The following is a 17,458-nucleotide window of genomic DNA, read 5'->3' as shown; positions in this document are numbered from 1 at the left end:
AGCACGATCATAATTCCGCATTTTGCTACTTTGCTTTGGAACCGGTTCCATTTAACGTTTTTATAACGTTAATACCGATTTTCCCCCTCAGGAGTCCGCAATGGAGCCCGAAATTATCGTCGTCACGGCGGCTTATGGACATCAACAGATTGCTGCGCTGGGCGGACAAAGGGCGCTCTTACCGATCATTCAGCAGGCTGGTGCGGACGGTGTGGAAATCCGTCGCGAATTGTTCGATGACACGACTTTCGATGACCTGCCCGCGCTGGCGCTGGCCATTGATCAGCACCGGCTGCGCGCCAGCTATTCTGTACCCGATACCTTGTTCAGTGAGGACGGCAAGCTGAACCCTTTGCTGACGCGTTATTTTACCGAAGCTCGCCAACTAAACGCGCAGAGACTAAAGGTGGCGCTGGGCAATTTTACGGGGGCTCTGTACAGCGAAACACTGCGCATGCTGATTGCGGAATATGGCGTGCCGCTGACCGTGGAAAATGACCAGACAGTGCACGGCAAACTGCAACCGATGCTGCGCTTTTTTAACGCTGCCCGTGAGGCGGCATTGCCGATTGGCATGACTTTCGATATGGGGAACTGGCACTGGACAGGCGAAAACCCGGAGCAGGCTGCAGTCCTGTTGACCGACCAGGTGGGTTACGTGCACGTCAAAGCAGCGGTGCCGCAGGGGAAAAGCTATCGCGCTATTGCGCTCGACGATGCCGGACCGGGCTGGCAAGACCTGTTGCATCGGCTACCGACGAGAGCCCCTCGCGGTATTGAATTTCCGCTGGAAGGCGACAATCTGATTGCGGTTACGCGCCATTATGTGACGCTGCTGCGTAATGTCTGAGGAGTAAAAATGACGACTCATCCTAACGGTACGCTTGATGTCATCACGATCGGCGAAGCCATGGCCATGTTTGTCGCCCGCGAAACGGGTGATTTGGCTGCAGTAGAAACATTTATCAAACGCGCCGCAGGTGCAGAACTGAATGTCGCCATCGGTCTGGCACGCCTCGGGCTGAAAGTGGGCTGGGTGAGCCGTATTGGACAGGACGCGTTTGGTCGTTTTATTTGTCAGGTGCTGGATAAAGAAAATATCGACCATCGTCAGGTGACCGTCGATCCACGCTATCCCACGGGCTTTCAGCTTAAATCTAAAGTGGATGATGGTTCCGATCCGCTCGTGGAATATTTCCGCAAAGGCTCCGCTGCCAGTCATCTGTCACCCGAGGATTTTGACCACGATTATTTTGGCTCTGCACGCCATTTGCATCTGAGCGGCGTGGCGGCAGCAATATCAGACAGTTCGCTTGAGCTGACCAGGCATGCTGCGAAAGAGATGCGGGCACGGGGTAAAACGATTTCGTTTGATCCTAATCTGCGTCCGGTGCTGTGGCGCAGCGAAGAGGAAATGCGTAAGCAGCTCAATCTGTTAGCGGAATACGCAGACTGGGTACTGCCCGGTGAAAAAGAGGGTTACATCTTAACCGGCTATCGCCAACCGCAGGATATTGCCGATTTTTATCTCGATAAAGGGGTAAAAGCGGTGGTGATTAAAACCGGCGGCGAGGGCGCCTGGTATAAGACAGCCGGGGGTGAGCAGGGCCAGGTGGCGGCAATCAAAGTTGATCAGGTTGTGGACACGGTCGGGGCCGGAGATGGGTTTGCCGTGGGAGTCATAAGTGCATTGCTGGAAGGGAAACCACTGGTAGAGGCGATTCGCCGGGGGAACAAAATTGGTTCACTGGCGATTCAGGTGAGTGGTGACAGCGAAGGTTTGCCGACGCGTCAGCAGTTAGGTGATGTGTAGCCCGGCCCGCAAACAGAAACAGAGGAGTTCCCGATGAAAACGCAGATTATCGCGCCTAAACGCTGGTGGTTCATTATGCCCATCGTGTTTATCACCTACAGTCTTGCCTATCTGGATCGGGCAAATTTTAGCTTCGCATCCGCCGCTGGCATCAATGACGATCTGGGCATTACCAAAGGAATGTCTTCCCTGCTGGGTGCGTTGTTCTTTCTGGGGTATTTCTTTTTTCAAATCCCTGGGGCGATCTATGCGGAGCGCCGCAGTGTAAAAAAACTGATCTTCTGGTGCCTGCTGTTGTGGGGCGGCTGTGCTTCACTCACCGGCGTTGTCAGCAACATCCCTGTGCTGGCGGCGATTCGCTTTGTGCTGGGGGTTGTCGAGGCTGCGGTAATGCCTGCTATGCTGATTTACATCAGTAACTGGTTTACAAAATCTGAGCGCTCGCGGGCAAACACCTTTTTAATTCTCGGTAATCCCGTCACGGTCCTGTGGATGTCCGTGGTTTCAGGGTATCTGATAGAGGCGTTTGGCTGGCGGGAAATGTTTATCTTCGAAGGCATTCCTGCGGTGATCTGGGCCATTGCCTGGTGGTTTATGGTACAGGATAAGCCTGCGCAAGCGCGCTGGATGAGCGATGCAGAAAAAGCCGCGCTACAGGCCGCGCTGCAAAAAGAGCAAGAAAGCATCAAAGCGGTGCGCAACTACGGCGAAGCCTTTCGCAATCGTAACGTGATCATTCTCTGTATGCAGTACTTTGCCTGGAGTATTGGCGTTTACGGTTTTGTCCTGTGGCTGCCTTCAATTTTGCGCAACGGTACACAAATGGGCATGGTGGAAGCGGGCTGGTTATCGGCTGTGCCTTATCTGGCAGCCACGATTGCGATGGTGGTGGTGTCCTGGGCATCGGACAAAACGCAAAACCGTAAACTGTTTGTCTGGCCACTGTTGCTGGTGGGTGCCTTCGCCTTCCTCGGTTCGTACATGGTAGGTTCGGGCAATTTTTGGCTGTCTTATACCTTGTTAGTCGTCGCCGGTGCCGCGATGTACGCGCCTTATGGCCCGTTCTTTGCCATTATTCCGGAAATGCTGCCCCGCAATGTTTCCGGCGGCGCAATGGCGCTTATCAACAGTATGGGGGCGTTGGGCTCGTTTATCGGCTCCTGGATTGTGGGTTATCTGAACGGGGCAACCGGCAGTCCTTCGGCCTCCTATATTTTTATGGGTGGCGCACTACTGCTGTCCGTGGTCCTGACGCTTATCGTCAAACCCGCACAAAATAAGGCGCCTCCGCTACAAGGCGCGAAACCGGCCTGAAAGCGTAAGCGTTAGCATCTTCTCCGGGCGACCTTTGTGTTGCCCGTCATTTATTTACAGGAAGCTATCTGATGAAACCCGCCGTCATTCTTTATAAAAAATTGCCTGACGATCTCCGTGCGCGTCTCGCAGACTATGCCACGATCACCGAAATCAACGATTTATCACCCGAAAGCCAGCAGCAACATGCGCACGCACTGCAACAGGCCGAAGGAATGCTGGGTTCGGGCGGAAAAGTCAACGGCGAGTTACTGGCCAAAATGCCCGCACTGCGCGCCTGTTCCAGCGTTTCTGTCGGCTATGACAACTTTGATGTGGATGCCCTGAATCAGCGAGGGATAGTGCTGATGCACACGCCAACGGTACTGACGGAAACGGTGGCCGACACCATCATGGCGCTGGTTCTCAGTACGGCAAGACGTATACCGGAGCTGGATGCCTGGGTGAAAGCTGGCAACTGGCAAAAAAGTATTGGTCCGGACCGGTTTGGCATGGATGTGCACCATAAGACGATGGGAATTCTTGGTATGGGACGCATCGGTATGGCGCTGGCCCAGCGTGCGCACTTCGGATTCGGCATGAACATTCTCTACAATGCGCGCCGTCAGCACGACCAGGCCGAATCGCAGTTTGCAGCCCGCCGGTGTGAGCTGGAAACGCTGCTCAAAGAAAGCGATTTCGTTTGCATCAGCCTGCCGCTTACCGAAGAAACGCATCATTTAATTGGCGCAGAACAGCTGGCGATGATGAAGCCCAGTGCGGTGCTGATCAACGCGGGCCGTGGGCCAGTGGTAGATGAAAATGCCCTGATTACCGCGCTACAAGAGGGCACGATCCACGCCGCCGGGCTGGATGTTTTCGAAAAAGAGCCGCTGCCGACTGACTCGCCGCTGCTGTCGTTACCGAATGTTGTTACGTTGCCGCACATTGGCTCTGCAACCCACGAAACCCGCTATGGGATGATGCAGGACGCGGTAGAAAATCTCATTGCCGCCCTGAGCGGCAAGGTTGAAAAGAACTGCGTGAATCCTCAGGTGCTGAAGTAATCCTGCGGCTGCCCATTGCGCCCGCCGGGAGCGGGCGTTATGGTGGTTATCCCATTCTTTATTACAAATTTTTAACCGCTATGGCTTTTTCTCAGTTCGGCGACAAGTTTACTCAACATTCCGGCATCTCACGTCTGATGGAAGACATGGGCGCAGGCCTGCGTACGCCCGGCACGATCATGCTTGGCGGCGGGAACCCCGCACAGATCCCGGCAATGAACGATTATTTTCAGCAGTTGCTGCAGCAGATGCACGACGAGGGCAAACTGAGTGAGGCCTTATGCAATTACGATGGTCCACGCGGTAAAGCCGTGCTGCTGGATGCCCTGGCGGCAATGCTACGTAAGCAGTGCGGTTGGTCTGTCACTGCGCAAAATATCGCGCTGACTAACGGCAGTCAGAGCGCATTTTTTTATCTCTTCAACCTGTTCGCGGGGCGGCGCAGTGACGGCAGTAAAAAACGGGTGCTGTTTCCTCTGGCTCCAGAGTACCTGGGTTACGCTGATGCGGGTCTGGATGAAGACCTCTTTATTTCTGCCAGGCCCAACATAGAGTTATTACCGGAAGGGCAGTTCAAGTATCACGTCGATTTTGAACATCTCCCCATGAATGACGATGTGGGGCTGATTTGCGTATCGCGCCCGACCAATCCAACCGGCAATGTCATTACGGATGACGAACTTCTGCAACTGGATGCGCTGGCGCAGCAGCATGAGGTGCCGTTACTTATCGACAACGCTTATGGTGTGCCATTTCCCGGCATTATTTTTAGTGATGTGCGGCCGCTGTGGAACCCCAATATCATTCTCTGCATGAGTTTATCCAAACTCGGTCTGCCAGGCGCACGTTGCGGGATCATCATCGCCGATGAGAGCACGATTACCGCGATCGGTAACATGAACGGCATCATCAGCCTGGCACCGGGCAGTATTGGCCCGGCCATTGCCAGCGAAATGATTCAACGTGGCGATCTGCTGCGCTTGTCTGAAGAAGTGATTAAACCTTTTTATCAGCACAAGGTGATGCAAACGATCACCCTTATTCGCCGCTACTTATCGGCGGAACGCTGTCTGATCCATAAACCGGAGGGGGCAATTTTTCTCTGGCTGTGGTTCCGGGATTTACCGATCAGTACGGAGTTGCTGTACCAGCGGCTTAAAGCTCGGGGCGTGCTGATGGTGCCGGGCCACTTTTTCTTTCCGGGTCTGGAGCATGACTGGCCGCACACGCACCAGTGCATGCGCATGAATTATGTACCGGATGCGGAAAACATTGAGCGCGCCATACAGATTCTGGCTGAAGAAGTGGAGATCGCCTGGCGCGACAGTTAAATCTACAGACCCGATCGGGCAACAAGGCGTCGTCTCTATCCGGCCGGCCTTGATGAAGCGCAACGCTGCCTTAACCCGATCGCAAAGGCATTTTGCATTATTAACAGACGTGATGCGCATATGGCCGTGCGGGCCAGCGCGGGCAAAAGGAGAGTGCGGTGTCGGGAAAAGACTGGCTGTTAGCCCTGTGTGTAGTGATTGCGTGGGGCGTGAACTTCGTTGTCATAAAACTGGGTCTGCATAACATGCCTCCCTTTTTGCTGGCGGGATTGCGTTTTGCACTGGTTGCCTTTCCTGCCCTTTTACTGGTGCGCCGTCCTGCTGTGCCAGTAAAGTGGCTTTTACTTTACGGCATGACCATCAGTTTTGGGCAGTTTGCGTTTCTGTTTTTGGCCATCAAACTGGGTATGCCTGCAGGCCTTGCTTCGCTGATATTACAGGCGCAGGCGTTCTTTACGCTGCTGCTTGGGGCGCTGTTTCTGGCCGAAAAGCTGCGCTGGAATCACATTGCGGGCATGCTGATTGCCACCTCAGGCATTTTTTTATTAGCCACCTCCGGCATGGCTGGCCAGAGCGCCGCCGGCATAACACTGACCACTATGATGCTTATGCTGGCGGCGGCGTTTTCCTGGGGGCTGGGGAATATCACCAATAAAATCATCACCCGGCATTATCCCGTACCGGTTATGTCGCTGGTGGTCTGGAGCGCGCTGGTGCCCGTCGTTCCTTTCTTTGCCTGTTCGCTGCTGTTTGAAGGCCGGTCGGCAATCATTACCAGTCTGACGCACATTGATCTACAGACGGTGATGGCGCTGATTTACCTGGCCTTTGTGGCGACCATTATGGGTTACGGCATCTGGAGTACGTTGCTTAGCCGTTATGAAACCTGGCGTGTGGCACCGCTTTCCCTGCTGGTGCCTGTTGTTGGGATTGTTTCGGCAGCCCTGGTGCTGGGGGAAACCTTATCACGCCAGCAGATTGTGGGTGCTGTAATCATCATTGTCGGGCTGCTGGTCAATATGTTTGGTGGCGTGATTGGTCAGCGCTGGCTCAGGCAGCCGCAACATTAGCGCTTACCACTCGTCAAACTGACGTGCCCGACGAAACTACCGTTTCGTAAATGCCTGTGCATGCGCGCGTTTTCGGGCTGGCTTTGGCAGCCCGCTCGCAGAATAAAACCTCCGCCTGGACAGCAATGCGGATGCATGGAAGTATCCGCATTGCCAGGGCGACCACACAACTCTTTTCACTCATCACGACTTTCGCCCGTGTGCTTTACAACCGGGCCAGCAATGATGAAGAAGAAAAACGCAACGCCAACACCGCATGATGCAACCTTTCGTCAGTTTCTCACCCAACCTGACATTGCCCGCGATTTCATGGAAATTCATCTTCCCGCAGATCTGCGCGCGATTTGCGACTTACGGACATTAAAACTGGCGTCCGGTTCTTTTGTTGAAGCGGATCTCCGGCAGTATTTCAGTGATGTGCTGTATAGTCTCAAAACGACAGCGGGTGAGGGATATATGTACGTCCTGATCGAACATCAGTCTTCACCTGACAGGCATATGGCGTTCAGGCTTCTTCGCTACGCGGTCGCGGCCATGCAGCGCCACCTGGATGCCGGCTATAAAACGCTGCCGCTGGTGATACCGGTGCTGTTTTATATGGGTAAACGCAGACCCTATCCTTATTCTACCTGCTGGCTGGATGATTTTACGCATCCGGCACTGGCTCGCAGGCTCTACAGTACTTGCTTCCCTCTGGTTGATATTACGGTAATGCCTGACGATGAGATTGTGGAACATCGCAGCATGGCGGCACTGACGCTGCTGCAAAAGCACATCCATCAGCGCGATCTCGCAAATCTGATGGACAGACTTGTCCCTGTGCTGCTGTCCGGTTATCTTTCGTCATCACAGATTGTATCGTTGGTGCACTACATTGTGCAGGCGGGTGAAACCCCAGACGTCGAGGCTTTTATTCAGGAACTGGCCCTGCGGGTGCCGCAACACGGAGACACGCTTATGACCATTGCACAGCAGCTTGAACAAAAAGGTATGCAGAAGGGCTTTGAGAAGGGTATTCAGACCGGGCGGCATGAAGGCCGTAATGAAGGTAAACGCGAGGTTGCGCGCACTATGCTGCAGCATGGCCTGGACAGAACAACCGTAATGAAAATGACCGGGTTGAGTGAAGCAGATCTGGCACAGATTCAGCATTGATCTGAACCTGCAAAAGAAGGCGCGGGACAGGTGAAGCCCTGCGTTTGTCAACGCGACCTGATGCTTTTCGTTTTCTTACCATCAGGCCATCACTGATCGCTTCGCCGCATCCGCATCAATCTGCTTGTCGCGGTCATAAAAAAACGGCCACAACCTGTATGCTGTGACCGTTCTCATGTTTACTCAGCCGTCACGGCCGCTTTATTTTAAAATTTCAATCCGGCGTGGTTTCGCTTCTTCAGGAATCAAACGCTCAAGATCGATGCTCAGCAGACCATTTTCCAGGCGCGCGTCGCGCACGACGATATGGTCAGCCAGCTGGAATTTACGCTCGAAATTACGCTCGGCGATGCCCTGATAGAGATATTTACGTTCTGTCTGCTCTTCCGGATGCGCACCACGCACGATGAGCACGTTGTCGTGGGCCGTAATATCCAGTTCACTCTGAGCAAAACCGGCTACCGCGATAGTGATGCGGTAATGATTCTCATCAACCAGTTCAACATTGTAAGGGGGATAACCACCGTTGCTCTGATTTTGATTGGACTCAAGCAGATTGAACAGGCGATCAAATCCGATGGCAGAGCGATAAAGGGGAGACAGATCAAAGTTACGCATAAAAAGACTCCTGAATGTCAGCAAGTTTTGGCAACCTTCCACTATTGGACAGGTTGTGCAGGACCGCATTGCCCCTTTCGGCGGCAGCCTTAACGACCCTGTTTAGAAAATGGGTGCAGACGCCAGGCTTTCAAGACCCGATGCATGATTTTTTTCGCCAAACTGGCGAAATGGCATACACTCAAGGGTAAATTGCCGGACCAGAACGGACTTCATGACTGAGAGGGTACGCTGGTGCGCTCACGCAATCAGGTGCCAGAATCGAAGGGACGACATATGAAAATGATGAAAAGGTTACCGTTGGCTGGCGTGATGTGTTGCGCAGTCGCTTCCGGTGGATGTTCCAGCGTCATGACGCATACCGGTGCAAGTCAGGGCTACTATCCGGGCACACGTGCCAGTGCTGACATTCTGACGGACAGTCAGGCCAGCTGGGCGCTAAAGCCCCTGGCGCTGGTTGATCTGCCTTTTTCTGCCGTCATGGATACGCTGTTACTGCCCTGGGATTACTATCGCAGCGACAAGGATAAAGCCCTGGATTCGCCGCGTGCCCGCGTGCTTCAGAGTGAAAAGCTGGCCCACACCGAGGAGAATCTGGCGCATGCTCAGCCCATGCCCGCTATGCAACCGTCACAGTAAACAGGTGCTGCCAGCCCTCTTTTTCCCGCATAAAAGCGATCTTTTTTCCATCCGGTGACCAGACCACCGCATCCCCGGACGGTGCCGACCCGGTGCGGGCGGTTAAGCGTTCGCACTCTCCCGTTTGCCAGTGACACAGCATCACGCTGTTGTCGCAAATAAAGGCAATGGCTTCACCACGAGGATGCCAGCTAAATGCAGACTGAATGCTGTGGTTCAGCCGCGTTATCTGGCGCGGTTCACCGCCGTTAGGCGATACCCACCATAATTGAATCACCTGCTGGCTGTCCGCCATCAAAAAGGCGATAGCGCTGCCATCGGGTGAGCTACGTAACCAGTGGCGAGGTTGTTGCGCCAGTCCCTTGCTATAGGTTAACCGTCGCTGTTGAACCCCCGCTGGTGGCGCAGGTAGATGGTGGCTGTCCCCTTCCAGCGGTGAGCGGCCGGGTTTGGCATAGGCTTCCAGTGCCTCTGGCAAATCGACGACAAATACCTCGGGATGCTTGTCTCCTGCTGCGGAAAGCGTGTCGCCAATAAAGGCGATGGCCCAGCGTTGACGGCTGCCGTCCGGCTTTTCATAGCCCTGATGACCAATCCAGCACTCTTCATAGGCCCGATTGATTTGATCGCTGCCCGGCTGTGGGTGCGCTGTCGTTTCACTGACTACTACACAAAAATGGCTGCCATCATATTCGCGCGGATGCTGTTTTTCTGGTTTCACTGCTTTTAACGGGACGGCAATGCCGACATTGCGCAGATCAAGACTGATATCCAGCTCGTGCATCACGTGATCGTTATAGGTGAAGCTGAGGCGCGAGCCATCCGGACTAAAAACATGGACGTGAGAACCGCCGCGCAAAGCACCTGGCGTAAAGGGCGGCGTGATATCGCATGCATCCAGACTGGCGGCCTGACCCGCTTCAATGATCACGCCGCGGCGATGATGAAAGTCATAATGCCAGTTGTCGTCAGGATGCTCTGGCCCATGAATACAGACATAGCGCTCGGGTAAGGTGGGACAAACCGTCACCACGCCAACATGGGCGCCCGCCGTTGCCTCATACAGCACTTCCACTTCGCCGGTATTCACATTAACGCGTTCAATTGTCTTACCGGTGAACGACGCGCCGGAAGGCCGCACATCAAAGGCCAGCCACTGGCTGTCGGGCGTCCAGACGTTGATGTTGGTCAGTTGATGATGACGAGGAGCAAAAGTAATCTGTTTTTCAGGCATGAAAGCACTCGTGAGCAGGCGCGTTATTTGACAGTTGCAGTGATGTTATGGATAAAACCGTGCAGATGACTGACCTGACTGCGCGATCTTACCCATAAAAGAAACCGATTAAAGCACCCATTTTTCAATGGCGTGCGCAACCCCATCTTCCATATTGGTTTTGGTCACAAACTGGGCTATTTTTTTCACAGAATCAATCGCATTGCCCATCGCGACGCCGGTCCCTGCGTATTCAATCATCGCCAGATCATTTTCCTGATCGCCTATCGCCATGACCTCTTCCGCTTGCAAACCCAGTTTCTCCGCCAGCATTTTTACGCCATAACCTTTGTTTACCCGACGGTCGAGAATTTCCAGATAGTAGGGCGCGCTTTTCAAAATGGTATACGTCTGGTGCGCATGCTCAGGCAGTCTGGCGATGGCCGCATCAAGCAGAGCGGGTTTATCAATCATCATGAGTTTTGGAAAACGCGTTGCCGGATCCATTTCTTCAACGGCCCGATAACGTACCGGGATGCCGGTCAGGCTGGCTTCATGAATCGTAAATTCGCTGATATCTTTATTTGGCGTATACAGGTGTGATTTATCAAACGCCTGAAAATGCACGCCCAGTTCTCTGGCCAGCTTCTCAACATACATGTAATCGTCAAAGCCCAGCGTTACATCGGCGACGACTTCACCATCTTCAGCCCGATGAACAAGCGCGCCATTATTACTGATGCAGTACTGACCTGGCGTATGGAGATCAAGTTCCATTAAATAACGTTCAATACCAACATAAGGTCGGCCGGTCGCCAACACGATGGAAACCCCTTTTTCCCGGGCGCGGTTCAGTGCCGATTTTACGCCTGCGGTGATCTCGTGCTGCGGATTCAGCAGCGTGCCATCCATATCAATTGCAATCAGTTTAATAGCCATAGCATCCTCATTGTGTCGGGTTTGCAGCAATGCTAGCGCGATTCAGCTCACATTGACCAGTTTATCGGCGCTTATCAGCACGCATGAACCATAACGCGTCACGTTTCGGTTCACGATGATCTGGCAAAAAAAAACCCTTCACGAGGAAGGGTTTTACATCGTTTGGCGCGATTAGATATCGATGTTAGCGGCTTTCAACGCGTTCTCTTCGATGAAGGCGCGGCGCGGTTCAACGGCATCCCCCATCAGGGTTGTAAACAGCTGGTCGGCGGCGATCGCATCTTTAATGGTGACACGCAGCATACGACGGCTGTCTGGGTCCATTGTCGTTTCCCACAACTGATCCGGGTTCATCTCACCCAGACCTTTATAGCGCTGTACAGACAGACCACGACGGGATTCTTTCACCAGCCACTCAATCGCCTGTTCGAAGCTGGATACCGGTTGACGGCGCTCACCGCGCTCAATGTAAGCATCCTCTTCCAGCAGGCCGCGCAGTTTGCCACCCAGGGCGCAAATTTTGCGGTATTCCGGCCCCATAATAAATTCGCTGTCCAGAGGATAATCCGTGTCCACGCCATGGGTCCGTACGCGTAAAACAGGCTCAAACTGATTCAGCTCACGATTTTCACGTACGTGTGCCACATAGGTGCTGCCGTGCGCTTCACGTTCAGTCAGATAGCTCACCAGTCCGTTAATCCAGGCGTTAACGGCCGCTTCATTACTCAGATCGCTCAGCGTGTCGTGATAGACCAGCGCACGTAACATCGCCAGCGGAAAACGGCGCTCCATACGTTTGATCATCTTCTGCGTGCTGTTAAAGTCCGCGACCAGAGATTCAAGCGGCTCACCACCTAATGCCGGTGCGCTGGCATTGGTGTGCAGCGTCGTTCCGTCGAGGGCGATAGCGATCTGATACTGATCCATCGCCTCATCGTCTTTAATATACTGTTCCTGCTTGCCTTTTTTCACTTTATACAGCGGCGGCTGAGCAATGTAGACGTGACCACGCTCAATAATTTCTGGCATCTGACGATAGAAAAAGGTCAACAGCAGTGTACGAATGTGCGAGCCGTCGACGTCCGCATCGGTCATGATGATGATGCTGTGATAGCGCAGTTTATCCGGGTTATATTCGTCGCGGCCAATGCCGCAGCCCAGCGCGGTAATCAGCGTAGCCACTTCCTGAGACGCCAGCATCTTATCGAAACGCGCCTTCTCAACGTTAAGGATTTTCCCTTTCAGCGGCAGAATAGCCTGGTTTTTACGGTTACGGCCTTGCTTGGCAGAACCGCCCGCGGAGTCACCCTCCACCAGGTAGATTTCAGACAGAGCCGGATCGCGCTCCTGACAATCCGCCAGCTTGCCCGGCAGGCCAGCCAGATCCAGCGCACCTTTGCGGCGTGTCATTTCACGGGCACGGCGCGCGGCTTCACGGGCGCGGGCGGCATCAATGATTTTGCCGACAACGATTTTTGCATCGCCCGGATTTTCCAGCAGATATTCCGCCAGCAGTTCATTCATCTGCTGCTCAACGGCCGATTTCACTTCAGAAGACACCAGCTTGTCTTTGGTCTGTGAAGAGAATTTTGGATCCGGCACTTTCACCGACACCACGGCAATCAGGCCCTCACGCGCGTCATCACCGGTGGCGCTGACTTTGGCCTTCTTGCTGTATCCCTCTTTATCCATGTAGGCATTCAGGGTACGCGTCATCGCGGCGCGGAAACCGGCAAGGTGCGTACCGCCGTCGCGTTGAGGAATGTTGTTAGTGAAGCAGTAGATGTTCTCCTGGAAGCCGTCGTTCCACTGCAGGGCTACTTCCACGCCAATGCCGTCTTTTTCGGTTGAGAAATAGAATACGGTCGGATGGATAGGCGTTTTGTTCTTGTTCAGGTACTCAACAAACGCTTTAATCCCACCTTCATAGTGGAAATGGTCGTTTTTGCCGTCACGTTTGTCTTCCAGACGAATGGAAACACCGGAGTTCAGGAAAGAGAGCTCACGCAGGCGCTTCGCCAGAATGTCGTATTCGAAGTCGGTCACGTTGGTGAACGTGTCATGGCTTGGCCAGAAACGGATACGGGTACCGGTCGCGTCGGTATCGCCTGTCACCGCCAGCGGCGCCTCGGGCACGCCATGCAGATAAATCTGCTGGTGCACTTTGCCTTCGCGACGAATGGTCAGCTCCAGCTTCTGTGACAGGGCGTTAACCACAGACACGCCCACGCCGTGCAGGCCGCCCGAGACTTTATACGAGTTATCGTCGAACTTACCGCCAGCGTGCAGCACGGTCATGATCACTTCTGCCGCGGACACGCCTTCTTCTTCGTGGATACCGGTTGGAATACCGCGTCCGTCATCCTGTACGGAAACCGAGTTGTCCGCATGGATGGTGACAACGATATCTTTACAGTGACCGGCGAGCGCTTCGTCGATTGCGTTATCCACGACCTCGAATACCATGTGATGCAGACCGGTTCCGTCATCGGTATCGCCGATGTACATGCCCGGGCGTTTGCGTACCGCATCAAGCCCTTTCAGAACTTTGATACTTGAAGAGTCATAAGAATTCGACATCAACGTTTCTCGCTCATTTAATCTTTAGGTTGAACCGCTATTTTACCCTGTTCCACGCGGAACATCTTGCCCTTTTCGTCAGTCATGTCGATTACATGCTCGGACGAGATGGCGCTGACAAAGACCTGAGCCTGAGTCGCCTTCAGTCGTTCCGCCAGCAGGCGGCGGCGACTGTCGTCCAGTTCAGAGGCAAAGTCATCAATGAGGTAAACACAACGGCGTCCGCTCTGGTTAGTCAGGAACTCGCCCTGCGCCAGACGCAATGCACACATCAGCAGTTTAAGCTGCCCGCGTGAGAGTAAATCTTCCACCGGCGTACCTTCGGCACGAATACGAAAGTCCGCTTTATGCGGGCCGCTGGCGGTGTAGGTTAAGGCCCGATCGCGTTCAAAGTTGCGTTCAAGCAGTTCGGCATAATCGCTCTCTTTGTCCCAGCCGCGCTGGAACGAAAAACGCAGATCAAATTCGGGTAAAAACTGCCCGCAGGTGGTGACGATCTCGGCTGAGATCGCGTCACTGTACTCGGCGCGCCACTGGCTAATCTGTTCGGCCAGCGGCACCAGTTCTTGATCCCAGGGACGAACTTGACTGTAGCGCGTGACCTGACGCAATGCCGCATTGCGCTGTTTGAGCAGGCGCCGCAGGTTGCTCCAGGCATTAAAAAAACCCGGCGTATTGTGAAAGCAGCCCCAGTCGACATAGGCTCTGCGATATTTAGGACCGCCATTAAGTAGGGTAAAACCCTCTGGCGTGATCAACTGCATCGGCAGTAACTGCGCCAGCTCAGCCACTTTATGTCCGTCGCTGCCGTCAATGCGGACTTTGCTCTCCCCGGCGCGATTTTTACTGAGCCCGACGGAGAACTCGCGCTCCTGGCCTTCCAGCCGGCCATGCAGCACAAAGGCGGCCTGATCGTGCCGAATTACCCGTCCCGCCTGCAAACTGCGAAACGCACGTCCGTGGCCCAGCGTATAGATCGCCTCAAGCACGCTGGTTTTGCCGCTACCGTTCGCGCCCACCAGAAAATTAAATCCCGGCGCTAACGCCAGGTCAGCCTGTTCAATATTGCGAAAATCTTTTATTAGCAGGCGGGTTAAAGCCATGAATCAATCCAGCGTGAAGGGCAAAAGTCAGGATGAAAGGGATTGTGCCTTTGAAAAACAAGCCGCTCGGGTCACGGACAATACTGTCCGAAACCCGAATGGCGAGCAGGCCAGCGTACGATGGCCTACAGGCGCATAGGCATGACGACATAGGCCGCCGCCGGGCTGACGACATCTTCAATCTGCACACTCGACACAGAATCCGTCAGCAGCAAACGGACGTTCTCGCACTTCAGCGCATTCAGCACGTCCAGCACGTAACTCACGTTGAACCCAATTTCCAGCTCGCTGCCGTTATAGCTGACATCCAGCATCTCTTCCGCTTCTTCCTGTTCCGGGTTATTCGCGGTAATTTTTAGCTGATTTTCGGTGATATGCAGACGAACGCCACGGAATTTCTCATTCGACAGAATCGCAGCACGGGCAAACGCCTGTTTCAGCAGATCGCAACCGGCTTCCAGCACCTTATCCGGATTCTTGGGCAACACACGACGATAATCCGGGAAGCGACCATCCACCAGCTTAGAGGTGAAGATATAGTCGCCCACATGTGCACGGATATTACTGCTGCCAATCTGTACCTGAAGCGGCGTATCGCCGCCATCCAGCAGACGCAACAGCTCGATAACCCCTTTACGCGGCACGATGACCGAATGGCTGGGCAGCGCCTGGCCAACGGGCATGGAACAGACGGCCAGACGGTGACCATCGGTGGCGACCGTACGCAGTTCTTCGCCTTCGGTCTCAAACATCATGCCGTTCAGGTAGTAACGCACGTCCTGATGCGCCATGGAAAACTGCGTGGCTTCAATAAGCCGTTTCAGCGTTGCCTGCGGCAGCGTGAATTCCACCTCGCTCTGCCAGTCATCCAGGTTGGGGAAGTCGCTGGCGGGCAAGGTCGAAAGCGAGAAACGGCTGCGGCCAGAGCGCACCAACATCCGTTCGCCTTCCAGTGTGACGTTGATCTCTGCGCCTTCCGGCAGGCCGCGACAAATATCGAGAAATTTGCGTGCCGGCACGGTGGTTGCGCCAGGCTCGTGCGCCTGAGTAAGCGCCACGCGCGCCACCATTTCCATTTCCAAATCGGTGCCGGTCAGCAACAGCGATCCGTCATTCACCTGCATCAGCAGGTTGCCAAGGATCGGCAGCGTCGGACGACCACCAAGGGGGCCGCTGACTTGCTGCAGCGGCTTTAGCAACTGTTCACGTTCAACAATAAATTTCATAGCGTCACGAAGATAATGTTCTGATGAGATTAGAGAAATCTTCTTTGATGTCGTGGCTTTCTTCACGCAACTGCTCAATCTTGCGGCAGGCATGAAGCACCGTGGTATGGTCGCGACCGCCAAAAGCATCGCCAATTTCCGGCAAACTGTGGTTGGTCAGCTCTTTCGCCATCGCCATCGCCATTTGACGCGGACGCGCGACTGAGCGCGAACGGCGCTTAGAGAGCAAATCCGCGACTTTAATTTTGTAGTACTCCGCAACGGTCTTCTGAATATTATCAATAGTGACCAGTTTCTCCTGCAGGGCCAGCAGATCCCGCAATGCTTCGCGGACGAAATCGATCGTAATCGCCCGACCGGTAAAGTTAGCGTTCGCAATCACCCGGTTCAGTGCCCCTTCCAGCTCACGCACGTTCGAACGTAAACGCTTGGCAATAAAGAAGGCCACTTCGCCCGGCAAACGAATGTCGTTTTCGTCCGCCTTTTTCATCAGGATCGCAACGCGGGTTTCCAGTTCAGGCGGTTCGATCGCCACGGTCAGGCCCCAGCCAAACCGTGACTTCAGTCGATCTTCAACCCCGTTGATCTCTTTGGGGTAACGATCCGACGTCAAAATGATCTGTTGATTGCCTTCCAGCAGGGCATTGAAGGTGTGAAAAAATTCTTCCTGCGAACGCTCTTTATTGGCAAAAAACTGAATGTCATCGATCAACAGCGCATCAACCGAGCGGTAGTAACGCTTAAACTCTTCAATCGCGTTATTTTGCAGCGCTTTTACCATGTCCTGCACAAAGCGCTCGGAATGCATGTAAACCACTTTCGCATTTGGCTTACGCGCAATGATGCCATTACCCACGGCGTGCAGCAGGTGAGTTTTGCCGAGGCCAGTACCGCCATAAAGGAACAACGGATTGTAGGCACCGCCAGGGTTATCGGCCACCTGGCGTGCCGCCGCGCGCGCCAGTTGGTTAGATTTACCTTCAACAAAGTTATCGAAGTTATGGCGATTGTTAACATTGGACCGATAGGTCACATCCGCAGGAGCAGGCACGTTGTCCCAGCTCGGACGTAAAATCTGTGTCGGTGCCGGACGGCTTGGCACAGGCTCCGCCGGCGCACTGACGCTGGCCATCGCGGGCTGGCTGACCGCTGCGGCGTGTTGAACCGGGCGCGTGCCCACCTCAAAACGCAACAGCGGGACATTGGCACCGCAGAATTCGTTCAGCAATGCGTTGATGCTGTTTAGGTATTTATCCCGAACCCAGTCGAGTACGAAGCGGTTAGGAGCATACAAGGCAAGCGTATTGTCGTTTAATTCAGCCTGCAGTGGACGGATCCACATGCTGAATTCGGTGGCAGGAAGCTCATCCTGCAAACGGGCAAGACACTGTTGCCAAAGCGTAAGTGACAC

15 protein-coding genes are annotated in these 17,458 nt (G+C 54.1%); 8 read left to right on the top strand and 7 right to left on the bottom strand.

The window, feature by feature from the left end; all coding sequences use genetic code 11:
* The first annotated feature begins 100 nt into the window (after positions 1 to 100).
* From GC087_RS00075 to GC087_RS00045, 7 genes are all read left to right on the top strand, one after another.
* Positions 101 to 850, top strand: a complete 750-nt coding sequence (locus GC087_RS00075) for a sugar phosphate isomerase/epimerase family protein (RefSeq protein ID WP_324029395.1) — start codon at positions 101 to 103, stop codon at positions 848 to 850.
* A gap of 9 nt (positions 851 to 859) precedes the next feature.
* Complete coding sequence (locus GC087_RS00070) at positions 860 to 1,813, top strand: sugar kinase (RefSeq protein WP_054688589.1); 954 nt, start codon at positions 860 to 862, stop codon at positions 1,811 to 1,813.
* A 33-nt stretch (positions 1,814 to 1,846) separates the two neighbouring features.
* Positions 1,847 to 3,127, top strand: a complete 1,281-nt coding sequence (locus tag GC087_RS00065) for an MFS transporter (protein WP_039339172.1) — start codon at positions 1,847 to 1,849, stop codon at positions 3,125 to 3,127.
* Positions 3,128 to 3,198: 71 nt separating this feature from the next.
* A complete protein-coding gene (gene ghrB / locus GC087_RS00060; protein ID WP_205952431.1) occupies positions 3,199 to 4,173 on the top strand; it encodes a glyoxylate/hydroxypyruvate reductase GhrB in 975 nt (324 codons plus the stop codon).
* Between the two features lie 80 nt (positions 4,174 to 4,253).
* On the top strand, positions 4,254 to 5,504 hold the full coding sequence (locus tag GC087_RS00055; protein ID WP_324029393.1) for a valine--pyruvate transaminase: 1,251 nt from the start codon (positions 4,254 to 4,256) through the stop codon (positions 5,502 to 5,504).
* Positions 5,505 to 5,662: 158 nt separating this feature from the next.
* A complete protein-coding gene (locus GC087_RS00050) occupies positions 5,663 to 6,574 on the top strand; it encodes an EamA family transporter (RefSeq protein ID WP_058701535.1) in 912 nt (303 codons plus the stop codon).
* 225 nt (positions 6,575 to 6,799) lie between these two features.
* Positions 6,800 to 7,729 carry an Rpn family recombination-promoting nuclease/putative transposase gene (locus tag GC087_RS00045; protein ID WP_110268692.1) on the top strand — a complete coding sequence of 310 codons (930 nt, stop codon included), beginning with the start codon at positions 6,800 to 6,802 and terminating at the stop codon, positions 7,727 to 7,729.
* Between the two features lie 201 nt (positions 7,730 to 7,930).
* Here the strand turns inward: GC087_RS00045 and ibpA are convergent, their stop codons facing one another.
* Positions 7,931 to 8,347 carry a small heat shock chaperone IbpA gene (ibpA, locus tag GC087_RS00040; RefSeq protein ID WP_006121371.1) on the bottom strand — a complete coding sequence of 139 codons (417 nt, stop codon included), beginning with the start codon at positions 8,345 to 8,347 and terminating at the stop codon, positions 7,931 to 7,933.
* A gap of 276 nt (positions 8,348 to 8,623) precedes the next feature.
* Here ibpA and GC087_RS00035 point away from each other — a divergent pair, with 276 nt between their 5' ends.
* The gene (locus GC087_RS00035) at positions 8,624 to 8,986 is read left to right on the top strand and encodes a YceK/YidQ family lipoprotein (RefSeq protein WP_006121372.1); all 363 of its coding nucleotides are present in this window, start codon (positions 8,624 to 8,626) and stop codon (positions 8,984 to 8,986) included.
* Here GC087_RS00035 and GC087_RS00030 read toward each other — a convergent pair.
* The 6 genes from GC087_RS00030 to dnaA all read right to left on the bottom strand — a co-directional run bounded on the left by GC087_RS00030 (position 8,967) and on the right by dnaA (position 17,458).
* Complete coding sequence (locus GC087_RS00030) at positions 8,967 to 10,220, bottom strand: YidR family protein (RefSeq protein WP_110268666.1); 1,254 nt, start codon at positions 10,218 to 10,220, stop codon at positions 8,967 to 8,969. The genes GC087_RS00035 and GC087_RS00030 overlap by 20 nt on opposite strands.
* Before the next feature lie 108 nt (positions 10,221 to 10,328).
* Positions 10,329 to 11,138, bottom strand: coding sequence for a sugar-phosphatase (gene yidA / locus GC087_RS00025; RefSeq protein WP_006121374.1), 810 nt, complete (start codon positions 11,136 to 11,138; stop codon positions 10,329 to 10,331).
* 171 nt (positions 11,139 to 11,309) lie between these two features.
* The gene (gyrB, locus tag GC087_RS00020) at positions 11,310 to 13,718 is read right to left on the bottom strand and encodes a DNA topoisomerase (ATP-hydrolyzing) subunit B (RefSeq protein ID WP_006121375.1); all 2,409 of its coding nucleotides are present in this window, start codon (positions 13,716 to 13,718) and stop codon (positions 11,310 to 11,312) included.
* A 17-nt stretch (positions 13,719 to 13,735) separates the two neighbouring features.
* Positions 13,736 to 14,821: a DNA replication/repair protein RecF gene (recF, locus tag GC087_RS00015; protein WP_006121376.1), complete on the bottom strand. Its 1,086-nt coding sequence runs from the start codon at positions 14,819 to 14,821 to the stop codon at positions 13,736 to 13,738.
* Positions 14,822 to 14,946: 125 nt separating this feature from the next.
* On the bottom strand, positions 14,947 to 16,047 hold the full coding sequence (dnaN, locus tag GC087_RS00010; RefSeq protein WP_006121377.1) for a DNA polymerase III subunit beta: 1,101 nt from the start codon (positions 16,045 to 16,047) through the stop codon (positions 14,947 to 14,949).
* 4 nt (positions 16,048 to 16,051) lie between these two features.
* The gene (dnaA, locus tag GC087_RS00005) at positions 16,052 to 17,458 is read right to left on the bottom strand and encodes a chromosomal replication initiator protein DnaA (RefSeq protein ID WP_006121378.1); all 1,407 of its coding nucleotides are present in this window, start codon (positions 17,456 to 17,458) and stop codon (positions 16,052 to 16,054) included.

The organism is Pantoea sp. JZ2, assembly GCF_035191405.1.
Lineage (GTDB): Bacteria > Pseudomonadota > Gammaproteobacteria > Enterobacterales > Enterobacteriaceae > Pantoea > Pantoea stewartii.
This window is presented reverse-complemented; position numbering and strand designations above follow the sequence as displayed.

What these genes read in the sequence shown, in the direction of transcription:
- GC087_RS00055 (WP_324029393.1), top strand. Translation starts at nt 4,254, where the DNA reads ATGGCTTTTTCTCAGTTCGGCGACAAGTTTACTCAACATTCCGGCATC.
- GC087_RS00035 (WP_006121372.1), top strand. Translation starts at nt 8,624, where the DNA reads ATGAAAATGATGAAAAGGTTACCGTTGGCTGGCGTGATGTGTTGCGCA.
- ghrB (WP_205952431.1), top strand. Translation starts at nt 3,199, where the DNA reads ATGAAACCCGCCGTCATTCTTTATAAAAAATTGCCTGACGATCTCCGT.
- dnaN (WP_006121377.1), bottom strand. Translation starts at nt 16,047, where the DNA reads ATGAAATTTATTGTTGAACGTGAACAGTTGCTAAAGCCGCTGCAGCAA.
- GC087_RS00075 (WP_324029395.1), top strand. Translation starts at nt 101, where the DNA reads ATGGAGCCCGAAATTATCGTCGTCACGGCGGCTTATGGACATCAACAG.
- GC087_RS00065 (WP_039339172.1), top strand. Translation starts at nt 1,847, where the DNA reads ATGAAAACGCAGATTATCGCGCCTAAACGCTGGTGGTTCATTATGCCC.
- gyrB (WP_006121375.1), bottom strand. Translation starts at nt 13,718, where the DNA reads ATGTCGAATTCTTATGACTCTTCAAGTATCAAAGTTCTGAAAGGGCTT.
- GC087_RS00030 (WP_110268666.1), bottom strand. Translation starts at nt 10,220, where the DNA reads ATGCCTGAAAAACAGATTACTTTTGCTCCTCGTCATCATCAACTGACC.
- yidA (WP_006121374.1), bottom strand. Translation starts at nt 11,138, where the DNA reads ATGGCTATTAAACTGATTGCAATTGATATGGATGGCACGCTGCTGAAT.
- GC087_RS00070 (WP_054688589.1), top strand. Translation starts at nt 860, where the DNA reads ATGACGACTCATCCTAACGGTACGCTTGATGTCATCACGATCGGCGAA.
- recF (WP_006121376.1), bottom strand. Translation starts at nt 14,821, where the DNA reads ATGGCTTTAACCCGCCTGCTAATAAAAGATTTTCGCAATATTGAACAG.
- GC087_RS00045 (WP_110268692.1), top strand. Translation starts at nt 6,800, where the DNA reads ATGAAGAAGAAAAACGCAACGCCAACACCGCATGATGCAACCTTTCGT.
- ibpA (WP_006121371.1), bottom strand. Translation starts at nt 8,347, where the DNA reads ATGCGTAACTTTGATCTGTCTCCCCTTTATCGCTCTGCCATCGGATTT.